29 protein-coding genes are annotated in these 23,762 nt (G+C 66.3%); 24 read left to right on the top strand and 5 right to left on the bottom strand.

Features of this window, described 5'->3' with window-relative positions:
• Window positions 1-4 precede the first annotated feature (4 nt).
• From aliB to PHN62_RS03980, 3 genes are all read right to left on the bottom strand, one after another.
• The gene (aliB, locus tag PHN62_RS03990; RefSeq protein ID WP_300146652.1) at window positions 5-1,168 is read right to left on the bottom strand and encodes a cyclohexanecarboxyl-CoA dehydrogenase; all 1,164 of its coding nucleotides are present in this window, start codon (window positions 1,166-1,168) and stop codon (window positions 5-7) included.
• A 111-nt stretch (window positions 1,169-1,279) separates the two neighbouring features.
• Window positions 1,280-2,062, bottom strand: coding sequence for a 2-ketocyclohexanecarboxyl-CoA hydrolase (gene badI / locus PHN62_RS03985; protein ID WP_300146599.1), 783 nt, complete (start codon window positions 2,060-2,062; stop codon window positions 1,280-1,282).
• Window positions 2,063-2,074: 12 nt separating this feature from the next.
• Window positions 2,075-2,851 (bottom strand): SDR family NAD(P)-dependent oxidoreductase, encoded by a 777-nt coding sequence (locus PHN62_RS03980; protein WP_367186993.1) that lies wholly within the window; start codon window positions 2,849-2,851, stop codon window positions 2,075-2,077.
• A gap of 265 nt (window positions 2,852-3,116) precedes the next feature.
• Between PHN62_RS03980 and PHN62_RS03975 the strand changes: the two genes are divergently transcribed.
• Window positions 3,117-3,599, top strand: a complete 483-nt coding sequence (locus PHN62_RS03975; RefSeq protein ID WP_300146593.1) for a MarR family winged helix-turn-helix transcriptional regulator — start codon at window positions 3,117-3,119, stop codon at window positions 3,597-3,599.
• A gap of 18 nt (window positions 3,600-3,617) precedes the next feature.
• On the opposite strand, the gene PHN62_RS03970 is transcribed toward PHN62_RS03975, so the two are convergent.
• Window positions 3,618-4,784: an acyl-CoA dehydrogenase family protein gene (locus tag PHN62_RS03970; protein WP_300146590.1), complete on the bottom strand. Its 1,167-nt coding sequence runs from the start codon at window positions 4,782-4,784 to the stop codon at window positions 3,618-3,620.
• Window positions 4,785-4,941: 157 nt separating this feature from the next.
• Here PHN62_RS03970 and PHN62_RS03965 point away from each other — a divergent pair, with 157 nt between their 5' ends.
• Both PHN62_RS03965 and PHN62_RS03960 read left to right on the top strand, forming a co-directional pair.
• The gene (locus tag PHN62_RS03965) at window positions 4,942-5,964 is read left to right on the top strand and encodes a zinc-binding dehydrogenase (RefSeq protein ID WP_300146588.1); all 1,023 of its coding nucleotides are present in this window, start codon (window positions 4,942-4,944) and stop codon (window positions 5,962-5,964) included.
• An 8-nt stretch (window positions 5,965-5,972) separates the two neighbouring features.
• Complete coding sequence (locus tag PHN62_RS03960; RefSeq protein ID WP_300146585.1) at window positions 5,973-6,749, top strand: enoyl-CoA hydratase-related protein; 777 nt, start codon at window positions 5,973-5,975, stop codon at window positions 6,747-6,749.
• Between the two features lie 710 nt (window positions 6,750-7,459).
• Here the strand turns inward: PHN62_RS03960 and PHN62_RS03955 are convergent.
• Complete coding sequence (locus tag PHN62_RS03955) at window positions 7,460-7,957, bottom strand: helix-turn-helix domain-containing protein (protein WP_300146582.1); 498 nt, start codon at window positions 7,955-7,957, stop codon at window positions 7,460-7,462.
• A gap of 246 nt (window positions 7,958-8,203) precedes the next feature.
• Here PHN62_RS03955 and PHN62_RS03950 point away from each other — a divergent pair, with 246 nt between their 5' ends.
• The 21 genes from PHN62_RS03950 (at window position 8,204) to PHN62_RS03850 (ending at window position 23,522) form a co-directional block, all read left to right on the top strand.
• Window positions 8,204-8,665, top strand: a complete 462-nt coding sequence (locus PHN62_RS03950) for a helix-turn-helix transcriptional regulator (RefSeq protein WP_300146580.1) — start codon at window positions 8,204-8,206, stop codon at window positions 8,663-8,665.
• A 2-nt stretch (window positions 8,666-8,667) separates the two neighbouring features.
• The gene (locus tag PHN62_RS03945) at window positions 8,668-8,946 is read left to right on the top strand and encodes an HU family DNA-binding protein (protein WP_300146577.1); all 279 of its coding nucleotides are present in this window, start codon (window positions 8,668-8,670) and stop codon (window positions 8,944-8,946) included.
• Window positions 8,947-9,186: 240 nt separating this feature from the next.
• The gene (locus tag PHN62_RS03940; RefSeq protein WP_300146574.1) at window positions 9,187-11,226 is read left to right on the top strand and encodes a transposase domain-containing protein; all 2,040 of its coding nucleotides are present in this window, start codon (window positions 9,187-9,189) and stop codon (window positions 11,224-11,226) included.
• A 72-nt stretch (window positions 11,227-11,298) separates the two neighbouring features.
• A complete protein-coding gene (locus tag PHN62_RS03935) occupies window positions 11,299-12,282 on the top strand; it encodes an AAA family ATPase (RefSeq protein ID WP_300146571.1) in 984 nt (327 codons plus the stop codon).
• A gap of 5 nt (window positions 12,283-12,287) precedes the next feature.
• Window positions 12,288-12,569 (top strand): hypothetical protein, encoded by a 282-nt coding sequence (locus PHN62_RS03930; RefSeq protein WP_300146569.1) that lies wholly within the window; start codon window positions 12,288-12,290, stop codon window positions 12,567-12,569.
• A 32-nt stretch (window positions 12,570-12,601) separates the two neighbouring features.
• Entirely contained in the window at window positions 12,602-12,910 is a 309-nt protein-coding gene (locus PHN62_RS03925) for a hypothetical protein (protein WP_300146567.1), read from the top strand.
• 11 nt (window positions 12,911-12,921) lie between these two features.
• Window positions 12,922-14,142: a hypothetical protein gene (locus PHN62_RS03920; RefSeq protein WP_300146565.1), complete on the top strand. Its 1,221-nt coding sequence runs from the start codon at window positions 12,922-12,924 to the stop codon at window positions 14,140-14,142.
• A gap of 57 nt (window positions 14,143-14,199) precedes the next feature.
• The gene (locus PHN62_RS03915) at window positions 14,200-14,748 is read left to right on the top strand and encodes a hypothetical protein (protein WP_300146563.1); all 549 of its coding nucleotides are present in this window, start codon (window positions 14,200-14,202) and stop codon (window positions 14,746-14,748) included.
• Window positions 14,732-15,160, top strand: coding sequence for a hypothetical protein (locus PHN62_RS03910; protein ID WP_300146562.1), 429 nt, complete (start codon window positions 14,732-14,734; stop codon window positions 15,158-15,160). The genes PHN62_RS03915 and PHN62_RS03910 overlap by 17 nt, the downstream gene beginning before the upstream one ends.
• A complete protein-coding gene (locus PHN62_RS03905; RefSeq protein ID WP_300146560.1) occupies window positions 15,160-15,429 on the top strand; it encodes a hypothetical protein in 270 nt (89 codons plus the stop codon). Before PHN62_RS03910 ends, PHN62_RS03905 begins: the two co-directional genes overlap by 1 nt.
• Before the next feature lie 157 nt (window positions 15,430-15,586).
• Window positions 15,587-16,024, top strand: coding sequence for a regulatory protein GemA (locus PHN62_RS03900; RefSeq protein WP_300146557.1), 438 nt, complete (start codon window positions 15,587-15,589; stop codon window positions 16,022-16,024).
• On the top strand, window positions 16,024-16,482 hold the full coding sequence (locus PHN62_RS03895; protein WP_300146555.1) for a helix-turn-helix domain-containing protein: 459 nt from the start codon (window positions 16,024-16,026) through the stop codon (window positions 16,480-16,482). Before PHN62_RS03900 ends, PHN62_RS03895 begins: the two co-directional genes overlap by 1 nt.
• Before the next feature lie 92 nt (window positions 16,483-16,574).
• Window positions 16,575-17,348 (top strand): N-acetylmuramoyl-L-alanine amidase, encoded by a 774-nt coding sequence (locus tag PHN62_RS03890; protein WP_300146552.1) that lies wholly within the window; start codon window positions 16,575-16,577, stop codon window positions 17,346-17,348.
• Entirely contained in the window at window positions 17,348-17,893 is a 546-nt protein-coding gene (locus PHN62_RS03885) for a hypothetical protein (protein ID WP_300146549.1), read from the top strand. Before PHN62_RS03890 ends, PHN62_RS03885 begins: the two co-directional genes overlap by 1 nt.
• The gene (locus PHN62_RS03880; RefSeq protein ID WP_300146547.1) at window positions 17,884-18,183 is read left to right on the top strand and encodes a hypothetical protein; all 300 of its coding nucleotides are present in this window, start codon (window positions 17,884-17,886) and stop codon (window positions 18,181-18,183) included. Before PHN62_RS03885 ends, PHN62_RS03880 begins: the two co-directional genes overlap by 10 nt.
• 86 nt (window positions 18,184-18,269) lie before the next feature.
• Entirely contained in the window at window positions 18,270-18,632 is a 363-nt protein-coding gene (locus PHN62_RS03875) for a DUF2730 family protein (RefSeq protein WP_300146545.1), read from the top strand.
• Window positions 18,629-18,934 carry a hypothetical protein gene (locus tag PHN62_RS03870; protein WP_300146542.1) on the top strand — a complete coding sequence of 102 codons (306 nt, stop codon included), beginning with the start codon at window positions 18,629-18,631 and terminating at the stop codon, window positions 18,932-18,934. Before PHN62_RS03875 ends, PHN62_RS03870 begins: the two co-directional genes overlap by 4 nt.
• Window positions 18,935-18,936: 2 nt before the next feature.
• Window positions 18,937-19,488, top strand: coding sequence for a phage protein Gp27 family protein (locus PHN62_RS03865; protein WP_300146540.1), 552 nt, complete (start codon window positions 18,937-18,939; stop codon window positions 19,486-19,488).
• Complete coding sequence (locus PHN62_RS03860) at window positions 19,485-20,828, top strand: terminase family protein (protein WP_300146538.1); 1,344 nt, start codon at window positions 19,485-19,487, stop codon at window positions 20,826-20,828. Before PHN62_RS03865 ends, PHN62_RS03860 begins: the two co-directional genes overlap by 4 nt.
• Window positions 20,825-22,423, top strand: coding sequence for a DUF935 domain-containing protein (locus PHN62_RS03855; RefSeq protein WP_300146535.1), 1,599 nt, complete (start codon window positions 20,825-20,827; stop codon window positions 22,421-22,423). Before PHN62_RS03860 ends, PHN62_RS03855 begins: the two co-directional genes overlap by 4 nt.
• Complete coding sequence (locus tag PHN62_RS03850) at window positions 22,410-23,522, top strand: phage minor head protein (protein WP_300146533.1); 1,113 nt, start codon at window positions 22,410-22,412, stop codon at window positions 23,520-23,522. Before PHN62_RS03855 ends, PHN62_RS03850 begins: the two co-directional genes overlap by 14 nt.
• The last annotated feature ends 240 nt before the right edge of the window (window positions 23,523-23,762 follow it).

Here is a 23,762-nt window from a genome sequence, read left to right as displayed (position 1 = left end):
TTCGTCAGGTGGAGACGGCCGCGCGGCCGGCCCGCTCGCGAGCGATGATGTTTTTCATGATGTGCGCGGTGCCGTCGCCGATCTGGAGGCCCAGAACGTCGCGCAGACGCTGTTCGTAGGGCAGTTCGTTGGAATATCCGGCGTGGCCGTGGATCAGCAGACAGGCGTGGATCGCCTCATAGGCCAGCAGCGGAGGCCACCATTTGGCCATCGCGGCCTCGGCGACATGCGGCAGGCCCTGGTCCTTCAGCCAGAGCGCGTTGAGGCTCAGCAGCCGCGCGCCCTCGACGCGGGTGTCGAAATCGGCGAGCTGATGCGAGACGCCCTGAAAGGCCGCGAGGGGCTTGCCGAAGGCGTGGCGCTCTCCGGCGTAGGCCCAGGTCTCGTCGAGGCTCTGGCGGGCCGTCCCGAGGCATTGCAGCCCGATCAGCGAGCGCGAGAAGTCGAAGCCCTGCATCACCTGCACGAAGCCCTTGCCCTCCTCGCCGAGGAGGTTTTCGGCGGGCACCTTCACATTGTCGAAGAAGATCGAGCCGCGCCCGATGGCGTGCTGACCGACGTCCGTGAAGCGGGTGGTCGAGATTCCCGGCAGATCCATCGGCACGAAGATCGCCGAAATTCCCCTGGCCTTGTCCTCCGGACGCCCGGTGCGGGCGAAGACCACCGAACCCGCCGCCTGATCGGCCGCCGAAATCGAGGTCTTTTCGCCGTTGAGGATGTAATGGGCGCCCGAGCGCTCCATCTTCAGCCCGAGATTGGCGGCGTCCGATCCGCCGCGCGGCTCGGTGAGGGCGATGGCGACCATGAGTTCGCCCGCGATCAGACGCGGCAGCCATGCGCGCTTGATCGAGTCATGGGCGAAATTCGCGAGGATCTGGCCGTTCAGCGAGCCGAGGATGTTGACGTAGCCGAAATTGAAGTCGCCCCTGGCGATCTCCTCGATGATGACGCCGGAATAGATGCTTCCGGCGCCGAGTCCGCCGAACTCCTCGGGCAGTTCGGGCGCGATCAGCCCGAGCGAGCCCATCTCGCGGACGAGATCCGGCCCGAAGCCGCCGGATTTCTCGCGCGCCTGATAGCCCGGCGCGAGACGCTCCGTCGCGAACTTGCGGGCGAGGTCCCGCAGGGCGTTCAATTCCTCTGTGTCGAAAATGCTGGGCGCAGCCATGATTCCTCCCGGCCTCTTCGAGGCCTTGATTCTTGAAGTCTCGCGCAGGGAATTCGAAAGGCGCGGCGGGTCTCCCGGACGAAGAGGCCCGCCGCCCCCGGAGGCGAAAGCCTATTTCCCGAACTTGCGGAAATCGGGCTTGCGCTTCTCGCGGAAGGCCACGCCGCCTTCCTTGCTCTCGTCGGTGTCGTAATAGAGGCTGAGGGCGCGCATCCCGAGGGCGGAGATGCCCCGGATGTTCTCGCTGTCGGCGTTGAAGGAGACCTTCGCCAGAGCCAGAGCCGTCGGCGAGCGGTCCATCAGTTCGGCCGCCCAGCGGTCGACTTCGGCGTCGAGCTGCTCATGCGGAACCACGGCGTTGACGAGCCCCCAGGCGAGCGCCTCGGCGGCGCTGTAGCGCTTGTTGAGATACCAGATCTCTCGGGCGCGCTTCTCGCCGACCACGCGGGCCAGATAGGCCGTGCCGAAGCCCGGATCCACCGAACCCACCTTGGGGCCGACCTGGCCGAACTGCGCCTTCTCGGAGGCGATGGTCAGATCGCAGATGGTGGCGAGGACGTTGCCGCCGCCGATGGCGAAGCCGTTCACCCGCGCGATCACGGGCTTGGGCACGTCGCGGATGAGGCTCTGAAGCTCGTCGATGGGCAGGCCGATCACGCCGCGCCCGTCATACTGGCCGTCATGGGCGGACTGGTCGCCGCCGGTGCAGAAGGCCTTGTCGCCCGCGCCGGTCAGCACGATCACGCCGATCTTGCGGTCCCATCCTGCCTTCTGGAAGGCGTGGATGAGTTCGTCGACCGTCTGGCCGCGGAAGGCGTTGTATTTGTCGGGACGGTTGATGGTGATCCAGGCCGCGCCGCCGCGCTCTTCATAGAGGATGTCTTCGTAGCTCATGGCGTCGCTCCCTCAGCCGTGCATCGTCAGGCCGCCCGAGACGCTGATCGTCTGGCCGGTGATGAAGGCCGCGTCGTCGCTGGCCAGGAAGAGGATCGCGCCGGGCAGATCCTCGGGGCGCCCGAGGCGGCCCATGGGCACGGCCTTGGCGAAGGCCACCCGGAGCTTCTCCTTGTCGCCCGCCGCCTCCATGAAGTTCTCGAGCATGCCGGTTTCGGTCACGCCGGGGCAGACGGTGTTGAAGGTGATCCCGTGGCGCGAATGCTCGCGCGCGAGGGTCTTCATGAAGGCGATCACGCCCGCCTTGCAGGCCGAATAGACCGACTCGCCCGAGGAGCCGCCGCGTCCGGCGTCCGAACCGATGGAGACCACCCGTCCGCCCGCCTTGCGCGCCACCATCGAGGCCAGCACCGGCCTGGTGACGTTCAGCACCGCGCGCAGATTGATGTCGATGATCTTCGCCCAGTAGTCGGGTTCGGATTTGAGGAAGGGGACGAAGAGGTCCCAACCCGCATTGTTCACGAGGATGTCGACGGGGCCGAATCCGGCCTCGATCTTCGCCACGGCCTCGCCGGTGGCTGCGTAGTCGGTGAGGTCGGCGATCATGGCGACCGCCTCGCCGCCCGCGGCGCGGATCGCCTCGACGACCTTCTCGGCGGCCGCCGGGCTGATGTCCGCGACCACGACGCGCGCGCCTTCCTCGGCGAACCGCAGGCAGGTCGCGGAGCCGATGCCGCCGCCGCCTCCGGTTACGACAACGACTTTACCTTTCAAGCCTCGCAAAGACATTTCCATCCCTGATGTTCAGATTGCAGAAATCCGCCCGGAAAACCGCCGTTCCTGCGGATTCCCGATGTCTGGTGGGGAAGATCCCGGTTTCTTCAGCGCCGGATCATCTTTCGCCCCTCTGGATCAGGAAGGTAGGATGCTCGGATTTTTATGTCAATATATTTCCATTAATTTTCTGCGAGCCCCCGCCTCCTGCTCTCTTGACCCTGGCCGCCGCTCGGGCGAGACTGCGTAAATGGTGAAAGATATTGACAGATTTTCGGGAATGTCCGCCGGATTGAGCAACAGGCTCTTCTTCCGGCTCTACCAATGCGCCAACATGCTGCATAAAACCGGCACGCGGGCGCTGGAGGATCATGGAATCACCACACAGCAATGGGCGGTGCTCGGCGCCCTGACGCGTCCCGGATTCGAGGACGGCGCCGCCGTGGGCGACATGGCCGCCTTCCTGCTCGTCAGCCGTCAGAATCTGGCGGGGGTGCTCTCGCGGCTGGAGGCCATGGGCTATCTGGAGCGGGTCGTCGACGAGAAGGACGGCCGCTCGCGGCTGATCCGCCTGACCGCCAAGGGGCGCGGCCTCTGGGACGGCGACATGCGCCCGGTCATCGCCGATTACTACGAAGAGGCGCTGGCCGGATTCTCCACCGAAGACCGGATCCACATGATCCATTACCTCGACAAGATGCTGCGCAACTTCAAGAAGATCGATCCGGATGCGGAATCGCGGTCGAAGGAGGCGGCGGAATGACCGCCGCCCCCTGAGGCTTCATCCTCCGGCGCGGGCCTTCGCCCCGGCGGTCAGAGCCTTGGCGATGATGATCTGCTGGATCTGGGTCGTGCCCTCGTAGATCCGGAACAGCCGGGCGTCGCGGAAGAGCTGCTCGGCGCGATATTCGCGGATATAGCCGTTGCCGCCGTGAACCTGGACGTTGCGGTCGGCGATGCGGCCCACGGCCTCCGAGGCGAACATCTTCGCGCAGGAGGCCTCAAGGCTCACGTCCTGTCCGGCGTCGCGCTTGCGGGCCGCGTCGACGACCATGCAGCGCGCGGCGTAGGCCTCGGCCTTCGAATCGGCGAACATGGCCTGAATCAGCTGGAACTCCGCCAGAGGCTTGCCGAACTGCCTGCGCTCGACGGCGTAGGCGAGCATGTCGTCGAGGATGCGCTCCGAGAGCCCGACGCAGGCCGCCGCGATATGCAGACGCCCCTTGTCGAGCACTTTCATGGCGGTCTTGAAGCCCTGCCCCTCCAGACCGCCGATCAGCGCCGAGGCCGGAACGCGGCAATCCTCAAAGACCACGTCGCAGACATGGGCGCCCTGCTGACCCATCTTCTTCTCGGTCTTGCCGAGGGAGAGGCCGGGGGTTCCGCGCTCCACGGCGAAGGCCGAGACTCCGGAGGCGCCTTTCTGGTTCGGATCGGTGCGGGCCATCACCGTGAAGAGCCCCGCATGAGGCGCATTGGTGATGAAGCGCTTCACGCCGTTGAGCACGTAATGATCGCCCTCCCTGCGGGCGGAGGTCCGGACGGAACCCGCATCCGAGCCCACGTCCGGCTCGGTGAGGGCGAAGGAGCCGATGAGCTCGCCCGTGGCCAGACGCGGCAGATATTTCGCCTTCTGCTCCGGGGTGCCGTCGATGGCGATGCCCTGCATCCCGATGCCGACGTTGGTCGCGAACATCGAGCGGAAGGCGGGCGCCGCGCGGCCCAGCTCGAAGATGGTCAGGACCTCCTCCTCCATGGTCAGGCCGAGGCCGCCGAACTCCTCGGGCGCGGTGAGGCCGAAAAGCCCGAGATCGCGCATCTCCGCGACGATTCCGGCGGGGATTTCGTCGGTTTCGGCCACTTCGGCCTCGGCGGGAATAAGGCGCTCCTCCACGAAGCGGCGGACCGCCGTGGTGAACTGCGCCAGGGTCTCCGAATCCATCGTCATGTCATCCTCCCGGTTTTTACGTAAATATATTTACATATATTATCTTGAATCCGGATTGGCAACATGCTTTAAAACCACATGAAGATGATGATCCTTAGAGGATCTGCATCGGTATAAAAGAAAATATATTGACCTGAAAATTCAGGGAGGAGGACCGATGAAGGCCGTGATCCTCAAGACGCGCGGCGCGGAGGGCGTCGTGTACGGCGAGGCCCCGGATCCGGTTCGCCCGCCCGGATGGGCGCGGGTGCGGATGCTGGCGGCTTCGGTCAACCGGGTCGATCTCTACATGCGCGACAGCGGCGCCGGAATCACCCACGCCTTGCCGCAGATCATGGGCGTGGACGGCGTCGGCGAGATTCTGGAGGTCGATCCGGACTCCGGCTTCGCGCCCGGAGACCGCGTCCTGCTCTACCCTTGTGAATTCTGCGGGCGCTGCCGCTTCTGCCTCGCGGGAGATCAGCCGCTCTGCGTCGCGGTGAAGATCCTCGGCGAGCATCGCGACGGGGTTTTCGCCGAAGAAGTCGCCTTGCCTGCGGTTTCGCTGATCAGGCTCGCGCCGGAGGCCGACGTGGAGCAGGCGGCGGCTCTGGGCGTGGCCTGGCTCACCGCCTGGCGGATGGTCTTCGGCAAGGGCGAGGCCGGGCCGGGCTCTTCGGTTCTGATCCAGGGCGCGGGCGGAGGCGTGGCCTATGCGGCGCTGCAGCTGGCGCGCATGGCGGGGGCGCGCGTGATCGCCTCCACCACGGGCGCGCAGAAGCTCGCGCATGTTCGGGCGATGGGCGTTCCGGCCGTCGATTACGCCGCCGAAGACGTGGCGAAAGCCGTCCTGCGACTGACCGGGGGCGAGGGCGTGGATCTCGTCGTCGACGATGTGGGCGAAAAGACCTGGGCCGCCTCCTTGCGGTCTCTGGCGCGGGGCGGAAGGCTCGTGACCTGCGGCGCGACCACGGGCGGCCATCCCTCCGCCGAGATCCAGCGGCTTTTCGTGCGACAGATCTCCGTTCACGGCTCGACCATGGGGAGCCTCGACGAATTCCGCCGCCTGGTCCGCGCCTGGGAGGCGGGCGGATTCGCGCCGCTGATCGACGGCGTCTTTCCGCTTTCCGAAGTTCCCGCCGCCTTCGCCCGGCTGGAGCATCCGGCCCGCATGGGCAAGATCGTCATCCGCATCGCCTGAGGTCCGCCATGAGTTTCGAATGCATCCTGACCCGCGTCGAGGGCGCCGTGGGCGTCGTGACGCTGAACCGCCCCGAGGCGCTCAACGCGCTGAACAGACAGCTCACGGGCGAGCTTTCCGCAGCCGTCGCCGGTTTCGACGCCGATCCGCAGATCGGCGCGATCCTCGTGACCGGCTCGGAGAAGGCCTTCGCCGCCGGCGCCGACGTCAAGGAGATCAAGGACAAGACCTTCGCCGAAGTCTACGAGGAAGGCTTCGTCACGGCCTCCTGGGAGGCGCTGGCGCGCGCGCGGAAGCCCACTGTTGCGGCGGTCTCCGGCCATGCGGTCGGGGGCGGCTGCGAGCTGGCGATGATGTGCGACATCGTCGTGGCCTCGGAAAGCGCCCGCTTCAGCCTGCCGGAGACGCAGATCGGGATCATCCCCGGAGCCGGGGGCACCCAGCGCCTGACGCGGCTGATCGGCAAGGCGGCGGCCATGGACATGATCCTGACGGGCCGCGCGCTCGACGCCGGGGAGGCGCTGGCGATGGGCCTGGTGTCGCGGGTCTTCCCGCAGGAGAGCTATTACGAGGAGGCTCTGAAGCTGGCGACGAAGGCGGCTCGATTGTCGCGCCCCATCGCGATGCTGGCCAAGGAGGCGGTGAACAAGGCCTATGAGACCCACCTCGCGGAGGGCGTCCATCTGGAGAGACGGCTGCTCTACGCCGCCTTCGCCCTGGAGGACCGCAAGGAAGGCATGGCCGCCTTCGTCGAGAAGCGCAGGCCGGTCTTCAGGAACAGATAGCTCTTCCATGGAGCGGCTCGAGGCTTGATCGGCGGCGCTGATCGATGCCGAGATGGGATTCAGCGAGATGGCCCCTGGAGTTCGGACGTATTGTGCTGGATCTGGCGAGATCCCCGAAATGGAGATGTCATCAGGCTGACCCTAGGGCGAAGGCGGCGCTCTCGGGTCTTGGAGGGAGAGCCCCGGCTCGTTGCGTGAAGCCGAGATTTCCAGCACGGATCAGGGCGGCCAGTTCGTCGTGTGCATGATCCGTTGGTGGGCTATTGACGGACACGAGGTTTGAGAAATCCGGGATAGGCCAGGACAAGGCGGCATTAAATGGGATTCATGACGCATTTACAGGCGTCTAAGCGCCTTCGCTCTTGATCGCCGCGGCAACGCCGAGGTTTGAGAAATTTCCCCGAGATCGAGTTTTGGGACAGATGATTTGGGAATCCATTTGCCTATTTGATCGGCGTTTAAACATGCATTTAAGCGATTGATAAATATAGATGTTGTCGCAGATCCGCGACATTTCACAGGAAATTTTCGGTCAGGGTTCTTACTTGAAACACTGACCGAGGCGTCAGTGTTTCATGTTTTGGTCAGTGTTTTATTATCTATATGATATTTAATGTTTTTCTAAACTCACGCGCCTATCTGAAGCGAGCGCAAACCCTGACCGAAAGCATCTCAAGTTTTACCTATTCCCTATGCTGATTATTCATTTATTACGAGAATTGGGCCGTGCGTTTGTCGCCGCCTTCCTTGGTTTTCGCAGAGCCTATGAGATCCTTTTCGAGTTGGTCTAAGGCCATCAACAGGGCGCCGTGTCGGGCTTCCTGACCTGCTGCAAGTGTGACGATCCTATCATGCATTTCAAAAGCTAGTTCCACTTCTCCAGCAGCCTGAATCTGCCCCCCTACGCGCTTATAGGTGCGCCTAACTCCTTCAACAGCTTTGGTAAGCAGCCATTTATCCACAGGCTCTTGGTGAGTGCTTTTGGGGTTGCTGCCGATCATGCTCCCCTCACCAGTTGCAAGCCATTGCACTGATATGCCCAGTGTTTCTGCGGATTTGATCAAGTTTGATAATACTGGCTCACTGTCGCCTCTTAACCAGTCGTTTACGGTTGATCCTGCCACGCCGAGCTGACGGCCTAGCCAGCTTCCGCTGCGTTTGCCAAGGGCAATTTTAAGCCTCGCGGAAAAGCCTTCATCAGAGTTCATAAGCTTTGACCTGGCCTTCTGAGGTGGGTGCTTTAAAAAAATATAAAATATAGTAAAATACTGATATTAAATGATTAATCGCCGGGTCTCCTGTCGCGTTTTCAGCGCACGTCAAAAATGAAGTGTTTTTCCTTTGATAGTGAAGTTTTTTAACTTCAATTTCCGTACGGAACGTCACAACCTGCACCGCAATTTTTCGCCCATCGGATGGCCGTCCGCGAGGCGATGTTGAGAGGACGCAGTCTCATGAAGAGATCTGCACGGATCGCCCGCACGGCGCGCGGGTGGCATCCTGAAGAAATCAAGGCCGCGATCCGGATGAGGGGATCGACGATGGCCGAGCTTTCTCGCCGGAACGGATATGGGGAGGGCACGGTCCGTCAGGCCCTGCACCGCCCTTATCCTGCCGTGGAGCGGATCGTGGCCGATCATCTCGGCGTGGCGCCGGAGGTGATTTGGCCGGATCGCTACGGCCCGGACGGGACGCCGAACCGCGGTCGGTCTGGCGCGGCGAGCATATATCGAACCGCACAAAGTGTCAGCGGTAAAGAAAGTCCGCGCTTTACCGACAGCGCCCGCACAACACGCGCCGCCTCATCCTCATCCCCCAATTCCGCCGCGTCCTCCGGGGCTCGCGGCGAGGCCTTCGCCAAGACCGGAGCGGATCCCGCTCCGGCCTCCATCCGTCTTGTCTCCGTCAGGAATTGAACATGACCAGATTGACCAAACTCACGCTGATCGCGCAGGTCGCCGAGGCGACCGGGTTCCACAAGGATCAGGTCGACGCCGTGCTTGACGAGGCGCTGGCCGCCATCGTCGAGACCACCGGCGCCGGGCATGAGGTCTCGATCAAGGGATTCGGCGCATTCGAGCGTCGTTCGCGGGGCTCGCGCGCCGGGCGCAATCCTCAAACCGGCGAGGCCATCGAGATCCGCGCCAGCTCGACGCTGGCTTTCCGGGCCTCTCCCGCCCTGCGCGAGGAGGGCTGATGAAGTCCGCCAGCCCCCTCATCCGGAAATCCAGATCCGCCCGCGCCCTGGCGCAGGGCGCGGGGGCTGGCGTCGGCGCAACGGGAACGCAGCAGGAGGCCGCGGCCATGTCGCAGGACCAGGAATCGAGGGGGGGGGGATTTCGCTTCCCTGCCCGTGGTCCGTCGAGATGACCGAATGGGGCCTGCAATTTGTGATCCCCGGCTGCGAGCGGCGGAAGCCGCCCCAAAGGGGGCGATCATGACCGAATGGCTCTCGGCGGCGGATTGGGCCGCCCAAGGATTGCCGGGAATTCCAGCCAGCGAGAGCGGCGTCATCAGGCGCGCGAAGCGCGACGGCTGGGGAAGCCGCCAGCGGGAGGCGGGTCGCGGCGGGGGTCTGGAATATCACGTCTCCGGCCTGCCGGAGCGCGCCCGCGCGGCCTGGCTGCTGCGCCAGCGCAAGGCGGCGCCGAAGGGCGCCGTCGAGCCGCCGCTACAGGACGAGGCCTGGGGATTTTACGAGAACCAGCCCGAACATCATCGGGCGGAGGCGGAACGGCGGATGAATCTGCTCCTCGATGTCGCAACGCTGATCGAGAGCGGCGCCAGCCGCGTCCGGGCGGTGGAGCTGATCGCGGAGGAATCGGGCGCGGCTCCGGCCACGCTGCGGCGCTGGATGGCCGCGGTGAAGGGGATCGAGCGCCGGAACTGGCTGCCCGCTCTGGCTCCTCGCTACGCCGGGAAGGTCGACCGCCGCGCCGAATGCGATGCGGCGGCCTGGGATTTCTACGTCGGGCATTACCTCACCCGCCGCCAGCCGAGCCACGCCGACAGCTATCGGCGGCTGGCGGAAGTCGCGGCCAGCGAGGGCTGGACCATCCCCTCCGCCAAGACGCTGGCGCGGCGGATCGAGACGGATCTCGATCCGCTCGTCGTGATCTTCATGCGCGAGGGCATGGGCGCGATCTCCGACCGTCTGCCCAAGCAGCGCCGCGACGCCAGCGTCTTCGCGCCGGGCGAGGCGGTGAACGGCGACGGCCTCAAATTCGACAAGCTCTGGGTGCGGTTCCCGGACGGCGAGATCCTCAACACGGCGACGGCCTGGCTGTTTCAGGACGTCGCCACGCGCCGGATCCTGGCGTTCCGTCTCGGCAAGACCGAGCATGCAGACCTTTTCCGGCTAGCCACTTATGACCTGACCTCGGTCTGCGCGCCCGCGCATATGTGGGTGGACAACACCATGGTGGCGGCGAACAAGCCGATGAGCGCCGGAGCGAGGGGCCGCCGCCGCTTCAAGGACGAGCATGACGGGATCGGCATGCTGCTCGCCCTCGGGATCGAACCGCATTTCACCAATCCGGACAAAGAGATCGGCAATCCCGGCGCCAAGCCCATCGAGCGCGCCTTCGGCATCGGTGGGATCCACGACAAGGTCGCGACCCATCCCGCCCTGATCGGGCGGGGCTTCAGCAAAGCCTCGGCGGTCGCGGTCGAGGAGGTGCAGGCCGCGCTCGCCGACGAGATTCGCCGCCATAACGCCCAGCCGAACCGCAAGACCCAGCTGTGCCGGGGCGTTCTGAGCTTCGATCAGGCCTGGGCGGAGGCCTCCGAGGGAGTCGTCCCGCGCCAGCTTTCCGAGCGCCAGCGCCGTCTGCTGCTGATGTCGCGCGAGGTCGTGACCATCGGCCAAAGCGGCGTGATCAGCATCAAGGCCGGAAGCGGCGCCCATCGCAAGAACCGTTACTGGTCCGAGGTTTCGGCCCGGCTGGCAGGTCAGCGGGTGGCGGTCATGTTCGATCCCGAGAACCTGAGTGCGGGCGTCCACCTCTACGCACTGAACGGGCGCTATCTGGCGGTCGCAGATTACAAGCCGGACTCCGCCTTCAACAGCGCCGACGAGGGCCGCGAGTGGAACAAGAACAAGCGGCGTCTGGTCAAATCCGTCAAGGCGGGGGCTGCGGCTGCGGCGAACATGAAGGCGCTGGAGCGCGCCGCGCTTTACGACAAGGCCCGCCGGACCTCCGTCGCCCGCGAGGAGGCCGAAACGCCGCCGGCGGCCGCCACCGGCGCCGTGGTGGCGGGCCATTTCCTCCGCATTCCCGATCCCGCCCGCGACGCCCTTGCGCGCCTGGAGATCGAAGAAGATTCCGCCGCCGATCTCATCGACTTCTCCGCTCTGGCCGCGCGCCAGAGGCCTGCGGCCGCACCGCAGGAGGAGGATGAGGAGGGCGGAAACGAATTCGTCCGGCGGGCTTTGGCGGGCGCTCGCGTCTGGCGCGGCCTGCCGCCCGCCGAATGAAAGAGGCCGATGGGCGAAGCAACCGCCCATCGGCCGACCCCTGGAACCTACAGAAACAGGAGTTTCCTGAAGATGAACGCCAAACTCGATTCCGTCCAGATCGAAACCGATCTGGAGGCCCTCGTTCCTGATGATCGCGCCCTGTCGCATCCGCCGCTTCAGGATCGCGTGCGCGGGCTGATGGAGCGCCGCAGCCTCTCTCAGGCGCGCGCCGCCACCGAGATCGGCGCCTCCGTCACCGCCCTGAGCCAATGGCTCAACGGCAAATACCCCGGCGACGTGCAGGCTCTTGAGGTCAAGATCCGGCAATGGCTGGCGGCTCAGGACCGCCATGACGCGGCCGCGGGACTTCTGCCCAGCCGCCCGAATTTTTTCCGCTCGCCCACGGTGGAGAAGATCCTCGCGGTCTTCAGCTACGCCCAGATGATGGGGGACGTCGTCTGCGTCTACGGCCATCCGGGCGTGGGCAAGACCAAGGCCATCCAGCAATATCGCGACAGCAATCCCTCGGTCTGGACGGCGACGATCTCGCCCAACAGCGCCTCGCTCGGCGCGGCGCTGGAGGAGGTCGGCGACGCGGTCGGCGTGCGGGAGATCGGGCGGCGCAAGCTGGCCCGCGCCATTCGCCGCCGCGTCGAGAACACGCGCGGCCTGCTCATCGTCGACGAGGCGCAGCATCTCTCCGTGGCTGCTCTGGAGGAACTGCGCTCCATCCATGACGCGACCGGGGTCGGCCTCGCCTTCGTGGGCAATCCCGACGTCTACGCCCGCCTCACGGGGGGCGAGCGCTCGCTGCGATTCGCCCAGCTCTACAGCCGGATCGGCATGCGCCTCTTCCTCAAGGGCGCGACCCTCGGCGACGTGCGGGTTCTGGCCTCAGCCTGGGGCGTGAAGGGCGCGGAGGAGATCGCCCTGTTGCGCGAGGTGGCCGAAGAGCCCGGCGCCCTGCGCGGCGTGAGCAAGGTTCTCGTGCTGGCCGCCATGGCGGGCGGCGGCGAGGGGGTGACGCTGAAGGGCCTGCGGCAGGCCCGCGCCAATCTGAACGTGAAGGAATGATCGCCATGCTGAGCAGAGAGATCCGCCATGTGGCCAGCCATCTCTACGATCAGATCCACAGGGACAGCCTGACCATCGGGACGGTCCTGAAGGCCTGCGAGCTTCTGGCCGAAGCCGCAGAGCGCGTCGAGGCTCTGGAGGGCGCGGTCCTGCCGCCCGCGCTGACCCTCCCGCAGGCGCGATCCGGCGCCTGCGAGGATTTTCCGGAAGAGGGGGGCGTCGTCCGCCTCGACCATTGGCGCCAGCGCGCCCGCCCGCGCGGCGCGCCTTCTCCCGATCACGCCTGATCCTCTTCAAACCCCGTTTAAAGGAGGTTGAAATGTCGGATTTCGACCCGAAGAGCGACGTTTCGTCTGAGCCCGGATCCTCCATGGATCCGCTCGACGTCCTTCTGGACGCTGAGGAGGATGCGGCCGTCGTCGTCGGCGTGGCGGCGGCGCTGCTCGCCCACGCCTGCATCCTCCGCTTCTCCGGACTGGAGGACGCGCAAAGACTGGCCCGCGTGATCGCGCGCGCCACGGATCTGACCATCGTCGAGAACTGGCCGCGCAAGGCGGAGATCGAGGCGGGCGGCGAAGGCCGCGTGCGCCTGCCGTCCGCCGCACCCGTCAGCCGGCTGCTCTCCTGAGAGGAAACCCCATGAACCAGACGATCAACCCTGTTTCTCCGGATTTCGCCTCCTTTCCGGTCGAAAAAATCCGCACGCCCGCCCCCGACTGGGGGTGCGAGCAGCGCGCGCGCCTGCTCTGGCAGGCCTTCGACGCGGGCCTTGCGCCTGTCCATGCTCTGGATCAGGCCCGCGAGATGTGGGCTTTCCTGCGCGGGCCTGAGGTGGATTGCGCCCGCGCCTTCGCTGAAGAGACCGCCGTCTCCGACCGCCTGCGCGCGGGCGTGATCGGGATCGCCCTCGGCGAGGGCGGCCTCTGGCGGCGCGTCGATCATGACGGCGCCACGCTGCATGTGGATTACGCGACCTTCCGCGATCATCCGATCTTCAGCCGCATCGGCGAGGTGCGGCTGGAGGACGATTCCGAAATGGTGAGAATCCCGCGCTTCTGGCTGCGGAGCGAGCGGCGCGGCGACGAGCGCATCTGGTGGATCTCGCCCTGGCCGCGCGAGGGCTTCCGCCTGCATCCGGCTTTTGCGAAGGCCGAAGGCGGCTCCTCGGAGTTCATCTGGATCGGCAAATATCTGGCCAGCCGCTCCGAAGAGGGCGAAGGCCTCACGATGAAGGCGCGGCGCAGGCCCTGGACCGGCCTCACGATCCGCAAGGCGCGGGAGGGTTGCCGAACGCTCGGCGAAGGCTGGCGACTCTGGTCGGTCCATGATCTGGCCGCCGTGCAGCTGCTGGCGCTGATCGACAAGGGCGCGCCCATCGGCGGCGTGGTCGGGATCTTCGAACGGGAGGGCGTCTCGCCGACGGGCGTCCTGCCTGCGGAATGGCGCGGGATCCGTGATCTCTGGGGCGACGTCTGGCAGTTCACGGACGGGCTGCGGATCAACGCCTGGGGCGGGATCGAGATCTGGAGCGATCAGAAGCCCGGCGACGAATTCTGGACCGACACGGGCGTGCCTTATGGGCCGGGCCTGGGCGACGGCTTCCCGACGGCCTTCCATGAGGAGCGGGGCGAAGGCTTCGACCTCTCGACGATCTTCATTCCCTCCCGCGTGATCGGCGGTCCCGAGAAGGCGGCGACGAAGGATCATGTCTGGGGGCGCGGCGAAGATCGCGGGGGCGTCGCCCTGAGCGGCGGCAGCTGGATCAGCCGCCAGGACTACGGCCTCTTCTCGCTCAGTCTGGCCTGTCGGCCTGATCACGCCAATTCCAGCGTCGGGTTTCGGCCCGTCTTCGCGGTCTGATCCAGGGGCGGGCGGCCCGAAGACGGCCGCCCGCAGGATGCTTCTCAGGAGATCGTCATGCCTCTTTACACCGTGAAATTCCGCAAGACGCGGATTTACAGCATTCTTCTGGTTCCGGCTTCGAGCGCTGAAGACGCCGCCGAAAGATGTCTTGCGGCCCAAATCCGCAATCAGGATGCGGAGGATCTGGAGAACGGCCTCGTGAAGGTCGAGCTTCTCGGCGTCGCCAAAGACGGCAGGCCCATGCCCGAACCGCCGGAGGATCCCGAGAAGGCCGCCCTGCGCGCCAGGATCGTCGATCTGGAGGCGCGCGTCGCTGATCTGGAAACGCCCGACATGCTCTGGGATGAGCCGGAATGCGGCGCCTCGCTGGACGCTTCCTCCCTTCTGATCGAGGCCTGGCGCTCTGCGGCGGAACACGCCGGGGAGGTCGAATCCGGTCCAGTGCTCGTCGAGATGGAATGCGCCCGCAGTCTGCCGATCCGCTGGGGCGTCGCCTGGAGCGAGGGCGGCCTGATCGAGCATGAGACGTTCCTCTCGCAGGCGGCGGCCATGGGGAAGCTGAAGGCTCTGGAAGCGGGAGGCGCCCATGGGACGGCGTCCTGATCCGAGGGCCGAGAACCTTGGCTATTTCGTGGCCGGACTCTGGAGCGAGGGAAGTTTCAGCGTGAAGGATTTCGAGCGCCTCGCTCTGCGTCTTGGCGAAGCCGCCGATCCCAAGAGTTGGGCGCTCAAGCTGGCGCGCCTCGTCCATCAGGGAAGGCGTCTCGCTCTCGCGGATTGGTTCTGGAGCCTTGGCTGTTTTCTGGAGGGCGGCGAGGCGATCGGCATGCGGGTGCTCCAGCTGGTCAGGGAGAGCTTCGCCCGCAATGATCTCTGGCATGTCGCAACAGACGTCGGCTTCACCCTGGTGGAGCCGGTGGTTCACGTCATCGGCTTCGAGCGGACGCAAGGCGTCGTCCAGCTGTGGCGCGACGACGCGACCGCCGCCCGGTCCGCAGAGACGGAGGCGGCGTGATGGCGATCATCTACATCGGCGAGGCCTCCCGCCTGAAGTCCTTCTCCTCCACGACGAAAGGCGAGAAGGGCGTGGTCAGGATCGAGATCGAAACCGCCGACGCCCGAGATCTCTACCATCTGCTCAGAGATCTGGCGGAGATCGAGGAGCAGCGGAAAGAGGTGGAGGCGCAGAAGCGCGCCGAGGCTCGCCGCACGAAAGGGAGGGCGAAGATCGCCGCCGCGCCGCCCCTCCTCGGCTTGCCCGCCCCCGACGAGGGGGGTTGGTGATGCGCTGGCCTCAAGGAAGCGTCATCGGCCTTCTGGGGTTCGGTCTTTGCGTGGCCCTTCTGAGGGACGGCCAGCCGCGCGCGGCCTGGAGCTTCGCCGACGCCCTCATGTCGACGGCGGTTTTTGGTCTTCTTCTGCATGCGGGAGGTTTCTGGAGATGAGCGACACGATCAAAGCCGTCCATGCGACCCGCCGTCAGGTGGCTGGCCTGGAGGATGACGAGACCTGGCGGGCCTTTCTGGAGCAGACGGTCGGTCAGCGTTCGATCCGCGCCATGACGGAGGCTCAGCTTCGACGGGTTCTGCTCACCCTGCGCGCCCGCTCCGGCGGTGCGAAGAGCAAAAACTTCAAGCCTTCGCCCAAGGCCCATGTGCGCAAGGTCTTCGCGCTCTGGGGCGACATGCGCCGCCATGACCTGCTGGAGAATCCGACGCGCGAAGGGTTGCGCGGCTTCGTGGCGCGGATGACCGCGACCGACGCCCGTCCCGATGGCGTGGGCGATCCGGACTGGCTCACGCCGCAAGACGCCGAGAAGGTGATCGAGGGCCTCAAGGCCTGGCGTCGCCGCGCTCTCGCCAGACAGGGCGCTCTCTGATGACGACCTCGCGCGCCGATGTTCTCAAATCTTTCGGAGAGCCGCCGCCCAGCCTTCGCCTCATCGCCGAGGTCGCGGGCGTGGAGGCGGCCGTCCAGTTGGCGCGCGACCATGGCGGCCGCGAGATCTACATCAGCCGAAATCTGGAGATGGACAGCCTGCTGGTCCAGTCGGTCGGCATGGAGGCCGCGGCCTCTATTCTTGAGGCGCTTGGGCCAGGCGCCATCACGGTTCCGCTCTGGCTGACGGGCCGCGACCGCAAGCTCGCCCACGACATTGGGCAGAGGTTGCTCCAGGGGCAATCCGAGGCGCAGATCGCCCGCGCCCTCGGCTGCCATATCCGCACCGTGCGGCGCCACCGCGCCCGCAACCGCCCCCCCTCCGCGCAGATGGATATGTTCGCGCTCTTTGAGGGCGAGGAGAAATCTTGCCTTCCGGATGATTTGCGCGAAGACTGACCTGAAGATGGTCTTGACGGGACAGCTGTCCGGGTAAGACGGGAAGATCAGGGGTGGCAAGATGAACCGCATCGGAAACATGGCGGTTCATCATGCGGATTTTCGACATCCAGAGAAGCCTGAAGGCGCTCGGACATGATCCGGGTCCGCTGGACGGCGTCTGGGGCGGCTCCGCCAGATCCGCCCTCTTCTCCCTCTTCTATGTGCTGCGCGCGAAGATCGCTCCGGGCGCGGAGACCTGGCCGCAGGCGCGGCTGCTGATCGCGGCCGAGCAAGCCGTCATGTCCGCCCGCGGGGTCGACCTCGGGATGATCGACGGACTGGAGGGTCCGCGCACCGAAGCCGCCCGTCGCAGCTTCGCCGCTCCGCGCCCGGTTGAGCCTCAGGCCCGGCCTCATGCGGGATCCGTGATCCGCCAGGGGCGCGCAGGACATCCGGTGCGCGAGATCACCCTGCATTGCGCCGCCACCCGTCCCGACTGGATGCGCGGCCGCCCCTTGCGCGAGCAGATCGAAGAGATCCGCCGCTGGCATGTGGAGCTCAACGGCTGGCGGGACATCGGCTATCACTGGCTCGTCGGCCGCGACGGCTCCGTCCTGCCCGGCCGTCCCGAGACGCAGATCGGCGCCCATGTGCGCGGCCGCAATTCCGGAACGCTCGGGATCTGCCTGATCGGCGGCCATGGAAGCGCCGCCTCGGACCGCTTCGCAGATCATTACCTCCCGGCGCAAGGCGCGGCCCTCGACCGGCTTCTGCGGGAGATCTCCGCCCGGACGCCGATCGCCCGGGTCAGCGGCCATAACGAATACGCCGCCAAAGCCTGTCCGGGCTTCGACATCCGCCGCTGGCTTGAAAGGGCCGAATGATGAGCGTCTTCGCTTCCTTCGTGGATTTTCTGCTGCCGGTCCTGGTTCAGATCTTCGGTCTGATTCTGGGCGGGCTTCTCTTCAGTCTCTCCCGTCTGGCGCGCCAGCGTTGGGGGATCGAAATCGAGGCCGCTCATCGGGAGGCGCTGCATCTGGCCCTGATGTCCGGCGTGCGGGCGGCTCTGGCGCGCGGCTTGAACGGTCCCGCCGCCGCGGCCGTGGCTTACGCCGGGCGCAGCGTCCCGGACGCTCTCTCGGCGCTCAAGCCCGGCGAGGGCGTGCTCGCCTCCATCGCCGAGGCCAAACTGGTCGAGGCCGCGCCGCAGGGCTCCGCCGCCTCCGCGCCTGCGGCGCCCCGGCGGGAGGAGGCTGGATTTCGCCCCGATCTCCGCTGGAGCGAGATTCAGGAGGGCGGAGCCTATGGCGGCTCCGATCTTCAGGGAGAACCGCGCTGGGGCGCTCAGGCTCCCGCCGCCTCCGCGCCGGGCGAGCCGCCGCGCGGCCCCTTCACCCGTCCGGTCGAGGAGCGCTCCGCATGGAGGTGATCCTCGCCGCGATCTTCGCCTTCGCCGCGCTTCTCCTGCGCCTGCTCCTGCGCGGCTTCTCCGCGCAGCGCCGGGCGGAAGCGGCGGAGGCCGAGCGCGACGCCCTCAGGGCGCAATCCGAAACCCGCCGGAGAATGGACGATGCCGCGCGTGATTCTCTTGATCCTGACGCCTCTCGTGAATGGCTGCGCGATTTCGCCTCTGGCGGCGCCGATCGCGCCGAACGGCGAGGCGATCTGCGCCGGCCTTCAGACGTCCGCCCGGCGTCACGCCGGAGCCCTGCTGGATGACGGCGGCCCGGCCTCCGTCGGGACGGGGGCGGATCTGCTCAGGGGGCTGGACGCCGCCTGCCTTTATGATGCGACGGAATGAACCGATGGACCCTTCGACCTATCTCAAATGGCTGCCTCTGCTGAGCGTGGTCGTCCTTCCTCTCGCGGCCTGGATGATCCGGGCGGCCACCGCCTCCATGGCCACCAAGGAGGATCTTCGGGAGCAGACCAGCCACCTCGACGCGAAGGTTCAGGGCGTCTCCTCGCGCCTTGGCGGGCTGGAGCGGCGCACGGATCTCATGGAGCGCGACATCAAGCATCTGCCCACGGCGGAGGATTTCGCAGGGCTCAAGGATCAGATCGCCGCTCTGGCCGGAGCGGAGCGGGCCCAGACCCAGCAGCTCTCCAGCCTCTCGCAATCGGTGACGCGGATCGAGGACTTCCTCCTGCACAAGGGCGTGAGATGAGCTTCAGGGATTTCGTCGCGGAGCATCGCCGGTTCTATCTGCTCCAGCTTCTCCGGGAGCTTGGAGGCTCCGCCAGCGACGGCGTGCTCCATCAGGGGATCCGTCAGGGCTTCCGGCCCATCCAGGGCGTGACGCGGGACGTGACGCGCAAAGACGCCGAATGGCTGCGCGAGCGTCATCTCGTCGCCTTCGACTGGCTCGCCGACGATCTGCTGGTGGTCGAGCTGACCGAGCGCGGCGGCTATGTGGTCTCCGGAGACGTTCAGGTCGAGGGCGTCTCGCGCGCCGGGCGCGGAGGCTGAGCATGGCCCGAGTCCGTCCTTCCAGCGTCCGGCGTCTGCCGCCCGAATTGCGCGAGATGATCGCCGCCTTGCGCGATCAGGGCCGCACCATCGACGAGATCCTCGCCAAGCTTCAGGAGATGGACGCGGGAATCTCGCGCTCCGCGCTCGGCCGCCACGTCAAGCAGCTGGCCTCCATCGGGGCGGAGCTGCGCCGCTCGCGCGAGATCGCCGAAACCCTCGTGCGCAGCTATGGCGAGGCCCCCGAGAGCCGCACGGCCCGGCTCAACATCGAATTGATGCATGGGCTGATCAGCAAGATGCTGATCAGTGAAGAAGGCCAGGTGATCGCACTGGATCCCAAGGAGGCGATGTTCGCCGCCGCCGCCATGCAGAAGCTGGCCCAGGCGGCCAAGCAGGACGCCGATCGCGAGAAGCTGATCCGTCAGGAATTCGTCCGGAAGCTGGAGGAGAAGCTCGCCGAAGCTGAAGAGGAGGTCGCGGAGAAAGGCGTGAAGGATCCCGCCGAAGTCCTGCGGCGCATCCGCGAGGACGTCTATGGAATCTTCTCATGAGCTCTCCGGCGGTTCCCCTTTATCCCTATCAGCGGGCCTGGCTCGCCGACCGCTCGCGCTTCAAGGTCGGGATGTGGTCGCGCCAGATCGGCAAGACCTTCACGACCACGCTGGAGGCGGTGGATGATTGCTTCGAGGCCTTCACCCTTGGCGCGCGTCGGCGCTGGGTGATCCTCTCGCGCGGCGAGCGTCAGGCGAAGGAGGCCATGGACGAGGGCGTCAAACTCCATGCGAAGGCCTATCAAATGGCCTTTGAAGAGCTGGAATATGAAGTCGCCGGAGCCGGAGACGCCCGCTACAAGGCGCTGGAGGTGGTCCTGCCGGGCGGCTCGCGCATCACGGCGCTCCCCGCCAATCCCGATACGGCCCGCGGCTTCAGCGCCAATGTGCTGCTCGACGAATTCGCCTTTCATCACGACAGCCGGGCCATCTGGAAGGCGCTCTTCCCCGTCATCTCCGCCGGCCACAAGATCCGCGTCGTCTCCACGCCCAACGGCAAGGGGAACAAGTTCCATGAGCTGGTGACGGCGGAGGGCGACGCCTGGTCGCGCCATATCGTCGATATTCATCGGGCTGTGGCCGAAGGCCTGCCGCGCGACATCGAGGAGTTGCGGGCGGGCATCGCCGACGAGGACGCCTGGGCGCAGGAATATGAACTGAAGTGGCTCGACGAGGCGAGCGCCTGGCTGCCCCATGATCTGATCCTGGGCGCGGAGCATGAAGCCGCGGGGGACCCGGAGGGTCGTCAGGGCGGCGCCTGCTTCATCGGCAATGACATCGCCCGGCGCAACGATCTCTGGGTCGCCTGGGTCTGGGAGCAGGTCGGCGACGTCTTCTGGACGCGGGAGATCGTGGAGCTCAAGGGCGCCAGCTTCTCGGAGCAGGACGACCGGCTGCATGACCTCATGCAGCGCTACGATCCGGTGCGGCTGGTCATGGATCAGACCGGCATGGGCGAGAAGCCGGTGGAGGACGCCCAGCGGCGCTATGGGGAATTGCGGGTGGAGGGCGTGCTCATGACGCCCGCGCGCCAGCTTGATCTGGCGACCCACGCCAAGCAGATCTTCGAGGACCGCAAGGCGCGGATCCCGGCGGGGGATCCGGTCCTGCGCGCCGATCTGCACAAGATCAAGAAGATGGTCGGGCCTTCCGGCAGACCGCGCCTCGTGGCGAACCGCGACAGCGCTGGCCATGCGGACCGGACCTGGGCGGCCTTCATGGGTCTGGCCGGAGCGGCGGAGGGGGCGGTCGCTTATGGATATCGCGCCGCCCGCCGCGAGGATTCCGACGCAGAGGATCGGGCGGGCGTCGCCCGCTTCACGAAGAGGGGCGCCTGGTGACGAAGCTGCTGGATCAATTCGGCCGACCTGTGGATCTGGGGCGGCTCCCCGAGGAGCAGGCGGCGCCTGCGCTTTCGGGCGTGCGCAGCGTCATGAGCGGCCATCCGGCGCAAGGCCTGACGCCCGATCGCCTGACGCGGCTCCTCAAATCCGCCGAACAGGGCGACGCCGTCGCCTACCTGGAGCTGGCCGAGGAGATGGAGGAGAAGGATCTCCATTATCTCTCGGTGCTCGGCACCCGCAAAAGGGCGGTGGCGCAGCTGGAGATCACGGTGGAGAGCGCCTCCGATTCGGCGGAGGACGTGGCGAACGCGGATCTCGTCCGCGCCTGGCTCCGCCGCGAAGATCTGGAGGAGGAGGTCTTCGACATCCTCGATGCCATCGGCAAGGGCTATTCGGTCACGGAGATCATCTGGGATTTCTCGGCGCGCCAATGGTGGCCGGCGCGGCTCAAGCGCCGGGATCCGCGCTGGTTCGAATTCGATCGCGATGACGGCGAGACCCTGCGGCTGCGTGGGGCGGGCGGGCCGGAGGAGCTTTGGCCCTGCAAATACGTCATCCACAAGGCCTCGGCCAAATCAGGCCTGCCGATCCGCGGCGGCCTCGCCCGCGCCGCCGCCTGGGCCTGGCTCTTCAAGAATTACGACATCAAGGATTGGATCACCTTCGTCGAGGTCCATGGCCAGCCTTTGCGCGTCGGCAAATACCACACGGGCGCCACGGAGAGGGACAAGGAGATCCTCTTGCGGGCGGTGGCCAACATCGGCTCCGCCGCCGCCATCATTCCTTCCAGCATGTTCATCGAATTCGTCGAGGCGGCCAAAGGTGGAGGCGCGGGCACGGATCTTTATGAGCGTCTGGCGAATTGGCTTGATCGCCAGGTCTCCAAGGCGGTGCTCGGCCAGACCCTGACCACGGAGGTCTCCGGCGGATCTCTCGCCGCCGCGAAGGTGCATGACGACGTGCGGCGCGACATCATGCGCGCCGACGCGCGCCAGCTCGCCAGCGCCCTGAACCGCGATCTCGTGCGCCCGCTGATCGATCTGAACCGCGGCCCTCGGGAGCTTTATCCGCGCCTCAGGATCGAGCTGCCGAAAAGCACAGACCTGAAACTCTTCGCCGAGGCCCTCGGGATGATGGTGGACCGGGGTCTGAAGGTCGAGCAGAGCGTGGTGCGCGACCGCATGGGCCTGCCCGATCCTCCGGCCGGAGAGAAGGGCGATTTCCTCGCGCCCCTCGGAGCGTCGAGCCCGGCCGTCTCTCCTGCGCCGCCCGCCCTTGGGGCGCGCCAGCCGCTTGCGTCCGCCTTCCAGCCCCGCGCTTCCGGAGCGGATTGCGCCTGTCATGCGGCCGGGCCGGACGCCCTGGATGATCTGGCCGGAGAGATGCTCGGCGACTGGCGTCCGGTCATGGCGCCTCTGGTCGATCCGATCCGACGCCTGCTGGAGGAGGCGGGGAGTCTGGAGGAGGCGCGGGACCGGCTGGCGGAGCTCATCGGAGAGATGGAGTCCGCCGCCTTCGAAGAGCTTCTGACGCGGGGCGGCTTCACGGCCCGTCTGGCCGGTCGTCTGGAGGCGCCTCTTGAGCGGGATTGACCTCAAGCCCCTGCCGCCCAAAGAAGCGATCGAGGCTTTCGAGCGCAAGGGGCTGAGGGCCAGCTTCGACTGGCGGGACATGGAGCGCGAGGAGCATGGCCGCGCCTTCACCGTGGCCGGGCTGATGAAGATGGATCTCCTCCAGGAGGTCCGCGACGCCATGAGCGCGGCCATCGAGGAGGGAACGACGCTGCGCGAATTTCAGCAGCGCCTGACGCCGATCCTTCAGGCGGGCGGCTGGTGGGGGCGTCAGGACGTGGTCGATCCGCAGACCGGCGAGGTCCGGTCGGCGCAGCTCGGCTCGCCCCGACGTCTGGAGATCGTCTATGACACCAACCTGCGCATGGCCCATGCGGCCGGGCGATGGGAGCGGATCGAGGAGACGGCGGCGGCGCGCCCCTGGCTGCGCTATGTCGCGGTGCTCGACGGACGCACGCGTCCGCTGCATCGCGCCTGGCATGGCGTGGTCCTGCCCTGGGACGATCCCTGGTGGGGCGCTCATGCGCCGCCCAACGGCTGGCGCTGCCGCTGCTCCATCCAGCAGCTCTCCGATCGCGATCTGGCGCGCCGGGGGCTGACGCCCTCTGAAGCGCCCGGGGTTCAAACGCGCGATTGGGTGAACGGCCGCACGGGCGAGATCCGCAAGATCCCCCTCGGGGTGGATCCGGGCTTCGACTATAATGTCGGCCGCGCGAACATGGATCATCAGCGTCGGACGACCGTGGAGAAGATGGACAAGGTTTCCTCAGACCTTGGGCGGGCCGTGGCGCGGGGCTTTGTGCGTTCCCAGGCCTTCGCCAATTTCCTCCGTTCCCCCGGCGCGGGCGATTTCGGCCCGCCCGTGGCGATGGGCGGCGGGAAATTCGGCGCCGACTTCTCCACAGTGATCCTGTCCTCCCGTCTGGCGCGGGCGCTGGCCGCAGAGAAGGCGACGCTCCCGCCGGAGGACTGGCTGCGCGTCCAGGAGATCCTCGACGCCGCTCCGGAGGCGGCGCTCGAGGGCCGCAGGGCGACCCTGACGGGAGCGGATCATATCCTCGATCTGGAAATCGACGCCTCCGGACGGGCGGTGGTTTCGGGCTTCCGCCGCAAAGCCTGAAACGTCCCGTTCTGAAACAGTTTTAAAGGGCGTTTCAGGGGCTCATGGGAAGGCCGTAGGAGGGCCTTCCGGATTTGCCATGACGATGTATGGAGAATTTTCTTAAACGTCTGTTAAGGTCTGTTGACGTTCATCTGAGTCGGATGAGGGTTGCCGCGATGGCGATGAAAGCTGAGAAGCTTTGGTCTGTCTTGCAGCACCTCATTGCGACGCCTCTGAATTCTTTGAGTTTCGCGAAGA

This window comes from Neomegalonema sp., from assembly GCF_028688855.1.
In the GTDB taxonomy this organism is placed as follows: domain Bacteria; phylum Pseudomonadota; class Alphaproteobacteria; order Rhodobacterales; family Rhodobacteraceae; genus Neomegalonema.
This window is presented reverse-complemented; position numbering and strand designations above follow the sequence as displayed.